Below are 9,828 nucleotides of genomic sequence, written 5' to 3' on the forward strand. Positions count from 1 at the left end.
GATCAGCAGCAGGTCTTGCCAGCGATGATGGGTTTTCAAGTACTCGCGGGAATCGGGTATCTGGGCTAGATACGGCAACGGACTGGGGATGGAGACAGCTTTCATATGTGATTATGATAAAAGCCTGGCCTGGTCGGAATTGATAGACACACCCCTTTCCCCTCGGATACAATATTGGTTCGTGAACTACGGGATTTTCGACGATATCGCTCAGGAAGCCCTGGAAAAAACCCAGGCCGATCTGGCCCGGTATCCCTACGAGCGCTTCGAGACCTATTACACCTTCGCCGACAAAACCATCATCCCCACCTTCCTGACCCAGCCGGTCTCGCGCACCCAGGTCAATACCCGGCAGCTCTTCTATACCACCAAGGGCACCCAGGAGCTATTCCCCGCCTTTGGAGCCTCGATGAGCATGATGCGGAGCCGCTTCGCCCGTGACGTGTGGGACGGGGGCAATGGGGGGGTACATATCTTGCCCCGGGTGGGGCTATCCGACGACGAACGCCTTGCGGATGTGCGGGCCAGTGCCCCCGCCCTGGTGGGGGCAGCGCTCGGCATTAACGAGAAAGAAGAGTTCCTGGCCGAACTCTTCGCGGAACCCAACCTGATTTTCGCTTCGATTGACATTGCCCACGGGGCCAATGCGGCGGTGCTACCGGTGCTGGCCAAGATTCGCGGGCTGGGCATAGATAGCGGTGTCATCCTGGGCAACGTGGGCTCCATCGAGGGCTTTGCTTATGCCTACTGGCTGATGAAGCTTTCGGGCTTCCAGCACTTCATCCTCAAGGTGGGGGTGGGGCCGGGCTCGGTCTGCACCACCCGCATCAACACCGGTGTGGGGGTGGGGCAGCTATCGCTATTGGAGGAAATTCGCAAGTTCCAGGCTGTGATCGGTTATACCGACGCGCAGATCATCGCCGATGGGGGGGTGAACAGCTCGGGTGATTTCGTGAAGGCCCTGGCCTACAGCGATGGGGTGATGATGGGCAAGTTCTTTGCCTCCGGGAGCTTCGAGGACGAGGTTCTGATCAAGAAGGATGGTCACCTCGAGGGCGTTCTGCTCTACGGCATGGCCTCCACCCTGGTCACCGAAAAGCGCAACTTTATTGAGGGCTCCTCGCAAACCTTGCGGGCCTTCCACCACACTGCTCAAGAAGCGATTGCACGGTTGCGCGAAGGTTTGCAAAGCGCCATGACCTACGTCAACGCCACCAACCTGACCGAGTTCAGGGGCAACGTGCGCTTCGCCCGTAATTCGGCGGCGGCCATCACCGAGGCCGGGGTGCACTAATACCAAATCCATGTGAACCTCTTGCCTTCTCCCCTGGGCGGGAGAAGGTGGCGACACCCCGCTATTGCTACTTACGAACATTGATGAGAGCGCGATTGACTGCGCTTGGGGTGTCGCCGGATGAGGGGGTAATGAATGCCTCTCAATGATAACTTTCCAACTAAATTTTGGTATCAACTTGCATAATCCAGACCATAAATCTCGAGATACCGCTTGATTCGCTCCGCCAGCGTTGGCAACGGTGCGACCTCGCCGCAAACCCAGTCTGGGGTGTAGTTGCGGCAGACCGGCGGGCGGGATTCGTAGATGGCGCACTTGCACCCAGCGTCCAGATGCTTGCAGGGTACGCCCAGGGGCTTTTGCAGAGCGGCAATATCGGGGGCCGCACAGCAGGCCCCGCACAGGGTGCATTCCTGGCGCCAGCGGCTAGAAGGATGAACCGGGTTCATTGGGCCTGCTGCAATACCTCGCGAACGCGCCAGAAGGCCAGGTAGAGGTGGTGAGCCTCGTGCACCAGGAAGAGCTCGAGCCACTCCCGCAGGGGCATGGGCCCCGCCGCACTGTGAACCCCCACCCGCTCCAGCTGGGCTTCGCTCAGGGCTGCGACCTGCTGGTTAAGCTGGGCCCGAAGCTCTTTGAGCTCGGTCAGCACTTCCTCGGGGGAGCGCTCCACCAGCAGCAAAAAGGCCGGTTCGGTGTCGGGTTTGAGCCGCTCGATCAGAGGGGCCTCCTCTTGCAGGATGCGGGCCATGCGATCCTGGGTAACCAGGGTGAAGTGGGCCAGGTGGGCCAGGTTCTCGTGGGCCGACCACTTCTCGGGCTGGCTGCGCTGGCGCAGCTGCTCGGGGGTTGCCCTGCCCACAATTTGCGGAGTCCGGCCAGTGATAGTTCAAAACGGGTCAGCAGGGTGCTTTTCATGTCTCTAGCTTAGGTCAAGTGGGAGGGCGTAACCGGGTACTATTCCAGATTTGAAACCCCGACCCTCTGTTCCCACTCCACAACCTTTCCACACCTGGGCACATGCCCCACTTTTTTCTGGCTTTGCGGTTATCCTGATGGGCGTGGAAGTTCTGGCACTGGTCTATCGCAACCTGCGGGCGCGGCCCATTCGCAGCATTCTGACTTTGCTGGGAATTGTGGTCTCGACGGCCTCGATGGTGCTTTTTTTGTCGTTTGGAGAGGGGCTGCGCAAGGCCCTGGGGGCGGAGTTATCCAATGTGGGGCCGGCTATTCTGGTGCTTCCCGAAGGCGTGGAGGCCATCAGCCCCGGCTACCCCGAGCTGCGCCCGGATACCTTACGGCAGATTCAGGCTGTAGCGGCAGAACTCGGCATTACCCAGGTGATTCCCACGGCCACTTTTGCCAGGGGAGGCTTTGACCCCTCGAGCAGCTTCATTTTCCAGGGCCTGCCCCAGGGGTTCGGGCCCAAAGACCTCTATCCAAACGTTCAGCTCGAGTCCGGCAGCCCCACGCCTGGCGTGGCAGGCGCGGTGGTGGGCGGTGGCATTGCCCAGCGCAACAACCTTTCGGTGGGGAAGACCCTGCGGCTGAATCCACAGGTCTCGCTCAAGGTGGTGGGGGTGCTACAGAAGACCGGTGGCATCACCGACAGCTTCATTTTTGTTCCCATAGAGTCGGTGCAGGCCGTGCTCAATACCGAAAACTACACCTCTTTTCTGATCTCCATTGACCCGGGCCGTCGGGCGGAAGAGGTGGCCCGCTCCATAAAGCAAAAAATCTCCGGTGTGGAGGCGCAAACCGCCGGCGATGTGATGCGCTTTGCCGAGCGGGCGGTGCGGATTTCCGACCTGGTGCGCTTTGGCATCAGTCTGGTGGCCCTGATTGTGGGTGGTCTGCTGGTGGCCAACACGGTCATGATGTCGGTCTACGAGCGCATCCGCGAGTTTGGCCTGATGCGGGCCCTGGGGGCCAAGCGGGGCTTTATTTTTGGCCTGGTGCTGTTGGAGGCGTTGCTGCTGGGCGTGGTAGGGGGGTTGCTGGGCCTGGTTCTGGGCCAGGCGGCCTCGGGGCTGGTCAACTGGTACACCGGACGGGAGGTGGGCCTCGCGCTCTCGGCGGTGACTTTCCGCCTGGCCTCCTTTGCCCTGCTGGTGGCAGTGGTGCTGGGGCTGTTGGCGGGGTTCCTGCCGGCCCGTACTGCCAGCCGCCTGAAGGTGGTTGAGGCGCTGGGGAGGGTGTGATGCTCGAGGCCATTAACCTGCACAAGCGCTACCACCAGGGCGAGATAGACGTGGTGGCGGTGGATCATTTCACCTATCGCTTTCCCACCGGCCTGACCGCCATTGTGGGGCCCTCGGGTTCGGGTAAGACCACCCTCTTGAACCTGCTGGCGGGGTTTGATGTACCCAGCGAAGGGGAGGTACGGCTGGACACCACGCCGCTTTCGACCCTGTCCGAGGATGGCCGTTCGGAGGTGCGCCTCAAACACATGGGCTTTGTGTTTCAGCAGTGGAACCTGATTCCCACCCTGACCGCCCTGGAAAACGTGGCCTTTCCCATGATGCTGGCAGGCTATGGCTTCAAGGAGCGCGCCGCCAGGGCTGCCAGCCTGCTGGAGGCAGTAGGGCTGGGAAAGCGGGGCAAGCATCTGCCCAGTAAACTCTCGGGCGGAGAGCAGCAGCGGGTGGCCATTGCCCGCGCTCTGGCTCTCAACCCCCCCATTCTGTTTGCCGACGAACCCACCGGCAACCTCGACTCGGTTTCGGGGGCCCGGGTGGTGGAGCTGCTGCTGCACCAGGCCCAGGAGGGCCGCACGGTGATTCTGGTTACGCACGACCTCGAGCTCGCCCGCAAGGCCGAACGCATCCTGCACCTCAAGGATGGAAGGCTGCTGAAAGAAGAAGATGCCACCAGGGGCGCTAAGCAAACCCAGGCCATTGAACACGCCTGAAAGGGAATGCAGCCGCAAAACCGCTATGATTACGCCTGATGACCTGCTGCTAGTTCTGAAAAACCGTTTCGAGCAGCACATGCACCGCCACCCCGGCTTGACCTGGACTGAGGTCGAGGCTCGGCTCGAGGCCAGCCCCGGCAAACTCATTTCGCTCCAGCAGATGGAACAGACCGGCGGTGAGCCGGATGTGGTGGGATTTGATACAAAGACGGGTGAATTTATTTTTTGCGACTGCTCCCCCGAAAGCCCCAAAGGCCGCCGAAGCCTATGCTATGACCAGGCCGCCCTCGAGGCCCGCAAGCAGAACAAACCGGCGGGCTCGGCCCTGGAGATGGCTGCCGCCATGGGCCTCGAGCTCCTCTCCGAAGAGCAGTACCGGGCCTTGCAGCAACTGGAGCCCTTTGACACCAAGACCTCGAGCTGGCTCAAAACCCCCGACCCCATCCGAAAGCTCGGCGGGGCCCTCTTTGGCGACCGCCGCTACAACCACGTGTTCGTGTACCACAATGGAGCCGAGTCGTACTACGCGGCCAGAGGGTTTAGGGGCTTGCTCCGGGTCTGATGCAGGCTTCCGAAGGGGCCCAGGGCTGAATGCGCACTCTCGACTTGAGCCGCAGCACCCTCAGGGCCGATCTGAAGCCCAGAGGGTGCCACGCCCAACCCCAGCAGACGGGGTTTGCTTTTTCCTGTTGGTGCCGGGAGCGGGACTTGAACCCGCACAGGCTTGCGCCCGCTACCCCCTCAAGATAGTGTGTCTACCAGTTCCACCATCCCGGCAGGCAAACACTAGGTTAGTAGGGCGGGGGGCCCTTGTCAAGGATGGTGGCCGCGCTACGTAGGTTGAGTGGTTCTGGGCAAGAAACGGGTCTGCCCTGTGATACCAATGTTGTTTGAACACTTTGAAGATTATGGGAACGGTGAAGTAGGGAATAGGGGTTAGGGACTTGAAAACCGCAACCTACCTCCTCACACTTTGTGCATTGCTGAAAAACGAGTATACGGCTAAAGCTGGCATGAGATGTTCGATGCTGTATGGTTTTGGAATAAAGTTTGAGTAAAAAAACAATGAAGAGTTGAAGTTGTGCACTTACGCTTGATTTCCTGTTTTTGCTTGGTAGTATGCCAGACCAGGAGGTTCAGGTGCTCAAAGTGTTTGTAGATGCCGGATTCAGAAATGCCTCTGGAAAAGGCGCTTTCGCTTTTGTGATTTTCGACTCTGCGGGTAACCAGGTTGCAGGGCATGCTACCTGCGCCCTAGGCACCTCGAACGAGCTCGAGTACCAGGCGGCCATTGCAGGGCTCAAACGGGCTGTGGAAATCGCCGGGGGTGAGAAAGTGCTGCTTCAAACCGATTCACAGCTTGTGGAAAAGCAACTATTGGGCGACTACAAAGTTAGAAAGAACCACCTGAAGCCTTTACACGCGACCCTCACCGAACTTGTTCAACGCTCAGGAGCAAAGGTCGAGTGGATTCCAAGGAAACAGAACCGGGCCCATAAGCTGGTGGAGCAAGCCTTGCAGAAAACGTGTTGAGACGGGAGGGTTGCCTTGGAACAGTTTTTGCAGGTTGCCCTGGGACCGGTGCAGGATTTCATCAGTACGGCTCGACGCACGCGCGATCTGTACGCAGGAAGTCGCTTACTCAGCGAGGCTGCAGGGCAGGTGGCCGCGTACCTGGCCGATAAGCTCGGGTATGAAAACCTGATTTTTCCGGCGCCCAACAACGCCGAGCATTTCCGGCAGCTCAGCCAGTCAGGAATCCCCAACGTGGTGGTTGCCCGGGTCGGGGAAGGTGTCCGTTGCCGGACGCTGGCCGAGGAGGCCGTGCAGGAGGCGCGGCGGTACATTCAGGAAAAGGGTGCTTCTTTGCTGGACAAGCACCGCGGGCAGATAGACGTGTCTACTGCGCTGAAGCAGCTTTCGGACATGCTCGAGGTCTACTGGGCTTGCGTGCCGCTTGAGGGAGACTACGCCCCGGCCCGCAACCGGCTGGCTGCGGTGATGGCAGCGCGGAAAAACACCCGCGAGTTTATGCCGGTGGGGTGGGGCTCGAGCCTCCCCAAAAGCTCGCTGGACGGCGCTCGGGAAACGGTCATCGCAGGCGCAAGCGAAGCCTGGAAGCGCAGGGTAGGCATCCGTCCCGGCGAGGAGCTGAGCGGGGTAGACCTGGTGAAGCGGCTCTGGCCAGAGCGGGCCTTCCTAAGCACCTCACATGTGGCAGCCTTGCCCTATTTGGAGGGGTTGGAGAAAAAAGGAAAGTTGGAGGCGCTTAGGTTCTACCTCGAACGCCTGGCCAACCTGATCGGCGAGGAAGCCCGCGAGGAGTGGGCCCATCCGGTAGTACGGGACACTCTCCTGAAAGACTACGACCCTCGTTTGCTGTTTGCCGGGCGCCTGGGGGAGTTTTTCGATAAATCAGACGCCAGGCTGGAAGAGGCCCGCGCCGTGCTGAGCGAAATGTACCGCGCCCTGGGCGAACCCCTGCCCTACTATGTTCTCTTGCACGCCGACGGCGACCGCATGGGCGAGGCCATAGACCACCAGAGTCAGCAGGGTGCCAAGGCCCACCGGCGGCTTTCCAACAAGCTGGCTTTAGATTTCGCGGCCAGGGTACGGCGCATTGTGGAAGAGCACAAAGGCTGTCTGGTCTACGCCGGGGGCGACGACGTACTGGCCCTGCTGCCGCTGCACACCGCCCTCCCTTGTGCGAAGACCCTGGCCCAGACCTTCTCCACCGCCATGAAGGGCTTTGGGGAGAAGCACGACCCCACGCTCTCGGTGGGGCTGGCCATTGCGCATCACCTCGAGCCTCTCCAAGACGCCTTAGAGCTGGTGCGTCGCACCGAGAAGTTTGCCAAGGAAGGCCCCAAGGGTACACCCCTCGAGCAAAAGCGCAACGCCCTGGCCCTGGCCTACAGCCCCCGTAGCGGCAGCGAGCGCATGGTGCGGGGGCGCTGGGACGAGGCCCCCTCGCTGACCCAGCGCCTGTATCGCTACCAGGATCTACTGCGACTGGAGCAAATTCCCACCAAAGCAGGTTACGAGCTCAAGGCTCTGCTGAACGAGCTGGGCGGAGTTGTAGGGATGGAGAAAGCGGTGGTGCTCGAGGCCCAGCGCATCTTAGGGCGAAAGCAGATCAAGCCCCAGTACCGCCAGGAACTGGACACCCTACAGACCCCCGCCGACGTAGCCCGCCTGGCCGATGAACTCATCCTGGCCAGGGTGCTGGCGCGGGCTTACCAGCAGGCCGGGGTTCCTACCGAAAACCCGGAGGTCTACCATGCTCATTGAACCCCGCGAACCCCTGGTAGCCCGCGATGGCCGCCCCTTTAGCAGCAACCCTGGGGCCAGGGCCCGCAGCCTGCCTTTTCCCCTGCCGCAAACCATTGCCGGTGCATTGCGTACCCGTATAGGGCTTTCCCACGGGCTCACCTTTCCCGAAGCGGCCCAGAAGGTTCGGCAGATTGGCATCCGAGGCCCCCTGCTGGCCGAGCGCAAAGAGAAGGGCTGGGAGCTGCTCGCGCCCACGCCTGCCGACGCGGTGCTTTTAGGCCAGGGCAAAGAGTCCTTTTTGTATCGGCTGGTTCCGCTTCGTCTGGGCAATGCAGAAACCAACCTGCCCGAGGGGCTTTTCCCGGTAGGCATCCCTCACCCCGACAACAAGAGCAAGCCCCTTTCCCTGCCGCGCTTCTGGTACTGGAGCGCCCTCGAGCGCTGGCTTCTGGAGCCGCCGCTCAAAGCCGAGCAAAGCGGGGAGGAGCTGGGCCATAACGGCCCCCAGGGCGAGGTACGTACCCACCTGAAGCTCGACCCCGAGACCCAGACCGCCGAGGAGGGCTATTTGTTCCAGACCTCGGGGCTCGAGTTCACCCACCTACCCCCCTCGGCTCCTCTTTCCCAGGCGCAGCGGCTGGCCCTTGCGGTCTGGGTAGAGGGTGCGCCGGGCGGGGTGTTTCCGTTGGGAGGCGAGCGGCGGCTGGCTATTTGGTGGAACGAATCCATCCCGCTACCCCAGCCTCCCGCGGAGCTGCTGCAATTGCTGGTGCAGCACCAGGCCGCACGGGTGATTTTTCTCACCCCAGCAGCTTTCCGGGCGGGCTATCTGCCGATGGACGGCAGGCTTCACGGGGCCGGAATCGAGGCCGTAGCCCTGGGTCGCGCGGTGGTGGCCTCGGGCTGGGACTTGGAGCACCACCGCCCCAAGCCGAGCCGCAGGCTGGTGCCCGCAGGCAGCGTCTATTTCGTGCGCTTCGCGGGCTGGAGCGAGGCCCAAATTGAGGAATGGCTGCACGGTGTTTGGATGCAAAACCTGAGCGACGAGGCTCAAGACCGCCTGGACGGCTATGGCCTGGCGGTGGTGGGAAGCTGGACGGGAAAGCTGGCGGAGTTGGAGGTGTGAGGTGCGGAGGGTTGCGGAGTTTAAGAACGCATATTTGCCCAAGCCGAAAGGGGCCATTGCGGTCATAAATCGCACTTATCGGCTCATCAGCCCGCTCTTTGGTGGCGGCGCAGAACCCAAATACGCCGATGCAGTAAGTGTGGTACGGACAACCTCGCTCAAGGGCCAGCTCCGCTTCTGGTGGCGGGCGGCGCGGGCAGGGGGAATGTCCCTCGAGCAGATGCGCAATCGGGAAGCCGAGATTTTTGGTGCGGCGGCGGGAGAAGGTGGGCGGGCCTCGCCTTTGCTCATCGAGATAGCGCTGCTTGAGTCGGGACAGGAGAAGCAACCTTTCTTCTTTGAATCAGGAAGAAATTTCCCTACAAACCGGCCCGAGGTGGCCCCCGGCTATGTGGCCTTCCCTTTGCAGGCTACTAACCAGGATCGCAACAACTACCCGGTGCGCGTGGGGGTGCGCTTTCGTCTACAACTGCGCTTCCCAGAGGAGTTTCGCGAAGAGATTGAAGCTGCGCTCTGGGCCTGGGAGCGCTTTGGTGGCCTGGGAGGGCGCACCCGGCGGGGCTTCGGGGCGGTCTGGCCGGAGGGGGTAGGGGCGCTGGACTCCAAGACCCTCGAGGCCCAGTGGAAACAGTATGTCAAAGCCGGGAACCCCCCCGAGGGTGTGCCGAGCCTGAGTGGGGCTCGCTGGAAAGTGGTTTCTCTGTCCTGGCGGGAGGTTGTAGAGCGTTACCGGAGGTTCCGTCAGTCGCGCAACGCAGGACAACAGCCAAACCGTCCAGGCCGAAGCCACTGGCCCGAACCCGATGCCGTTCGGGCGGTTCTGGGTCGGGCAGAGCCCAAGCACCGCATTCCGATTCACAGTCCCCTGATCCGCAAGCTGCCTCGAGCGCAGTTTGGCCTGCCCATCGTGATGCACTTCAAGGATAAAGGCGACCCCAGCACCCGCATTATTCCGGCCAACCCCAACCTCGAGCGCCTGGCCAGCCCGCTCATCTTCAGGCCACTCGGCGAGAAGACCTCGGTGGTGCTTGTTCTCAATGCTCCTCGCACGCCGCCCGGTGGCGTGCATATTGAAGGAGACAAGACCGCCTTAGATAATCACTGGTGCTAGTCACAAAACGATGTCAGCTATACACAGGTCTGGGGAAGCAGCGATGAGGTTCAGGGCGATGATGAGGTAAGCCCACCAAGCGGTAAAGCCAAGTTCAGTACGGTGATGGC

General features: G+C 61.3%; 10 protein-coding genes and 1 tRNA gene. 8 read left to right on the forward strand and 3 right to left on the reverse strand.

What is annotated here, in order from left to right; translation table 11 throughout:
* Positions 1-181 precede the first annotated feature (181 nt).
* Complete coding sequence (locus J3L12_RS16240; protein ID WP_208016097.1) at positions 182-1,294, forward strand: IMP dehydrogenase; 1,113 nt, start codon at positions 182-184, stop codon at positions 1,292-1,294.
* A gap of 173 nt (positions 1,295-1,467) precedes the next feature.
* Here the strand turns inward: J3L12_RS16240 and J3L12_RS16245 are convergent, their stop codons facing one another.
* On the reverse strand, positions 1,468-1,743 hold the full coding sequence (locus J3L12_RS16245; RefSeq protein ID WP_208016098.1) for a YkgJ family cysteine cluster protein: 276 nt from the start codon (positions 1,741-1,743) through the stop codon (positions 1,468-1,470).
* Entirely contained in the window at positions 1,740-2,156 is a 417-nt protein-coding gene (locus J3L12_RS16250; RefSeq protein ID WP_347708936.1) for a DinB family protein, read from the reverse strand. The genes J3L12_RS16245 and J3L12_RS16250 overlap by 4 nt, the downstream gene beginning before the upstream one ends.
* 199 nt (positions 2,157-2,355) lie before the next feature.
* Here J3L12_RS16250 and J3L12_RS16255 point away from each other — a divergent pair, with 199 nt between their 5' ends.
* From J3L12_RS16255 to J3L12_RS16265, 3 genes are read left to right on the forward strand one after another with little or no spacing between them, the layout of a single operon-like run.
* A complete protein-coding gene (locus J3L12_RS16255; protein WP_208016099.1) occupies positions 2,356-3,495 on the forward strand; it encodes an ABC transporter permease in 1,140 nt (379 codons plus the stop codon).
* Positions 3,495-4,205 carry an ABC transporter ATP-binding protein gene (locus tag J3L12_RS16260; protein WP_208016100.1) on the forward strand — a complete coding sequence of 237 codons (711 nt, stop codon included), beginning with the start codon at positions 3,495-3,497 and terminating at the stop codon, positions 4,203-4,205. The genes J3L12_RS16255 and J3L12_RS16260 overlap by 1 nt, the downstream gene beginning before the upstream one ends.
* 25 nt (positions 4,206-4,230) lie before the next feature.
* The gene (locus J3L12_RS16265) at positions 4,231-4,770 is read left to right on the forward strand and encodes a DUF4256 domain-containing protein (protein WP_243455331.1); all 540 of its coding nucleotides are present in this window, start codon (positions 4,231-4,233) and stop codon (positions 4,768-4,770) included.
* 128 nt (positions 4,771-4,898) lie between these two features.
* On the opposite strand, the gene J3L12_RS16270 is transcribed toward J3L12_RS16265, so the two are convergent.
* A tRNA-Leu gene (locus J3L12_RS16270) sits at positions 4,899-4,985 on the reverse strand.
* Positions 4,986-5,348: 363 nt separating this feature from the next.
* Between J3L12_RS16270 and J3L12_RS16275 the strand changes: the two genes are divergently transcribed.
* The 4 genes from J3L12_RS16275 to cmr1 are packed head-to-tail and all read left to right on the forward strand — an operon-like array spanning position 5,349 to position 9,718.
* Complete coding sequence (locus J3L12_RS16275) at positions 5,349-5,741, forward strand: ribonuclease HI family protein (RefSeq protein ID WP_208016101.1); 393 nt, start codon at positions 5,349-5,351, stop codon at positions 5,739-5,741.
* A gap of 15 nt (positions 5,742-5,756) precedes the next feature.
* A complete protein-coding gene (gene cas10, locus J3L12_RS16280) occupies positions 5,757-7,499 on the forward strand; it encodes a type III-B CRISPR-associated protein Cas10/Cmr2 (protein ID WP_208016102.1) in 1,743 nt (580 codons plus the stop codon).
* Positions 7,489-8,607, forward strand: a complete 1,119-nt coding sequence (locus J3L12_RS16285) for a type III-B CRISPR module-associated protein Cmr3 (RefSeq protein WP_208016103.1) — start codon at positions 7,489-7,491, stop codon at positions 8,605-8,607. Before cas10 ends, J3L12_RS16285 begins: the two co-directional genes overlap by 11 nt.
* 34 nt (positions 8,608-8,641) lie before the next feature.
* The gene (gene cmr1 / locus J3L12_RS16290; protein WP_208016104.1) at positions 8,642-9,718 is read left to right on the forward strand and encodes a type III-B CRISPR module RAMP protein Cmr1; all 1,077 of its coding nucleotides are present in this window, start codon (positions 8,642-8,644) and stop codon (positions 9,716-9,718) included.
* Positions 9,719-9,828: the final 110 nt, after the last annotated feature.

Source organism: Meiothermus sp. CFH 77666, assembly GCF_017497985.1.
Taxonomy (GTDB): Bacteria; Deinococcota; Deinococci; order Deinococcales; family Thermaceae; genus Meiothermus.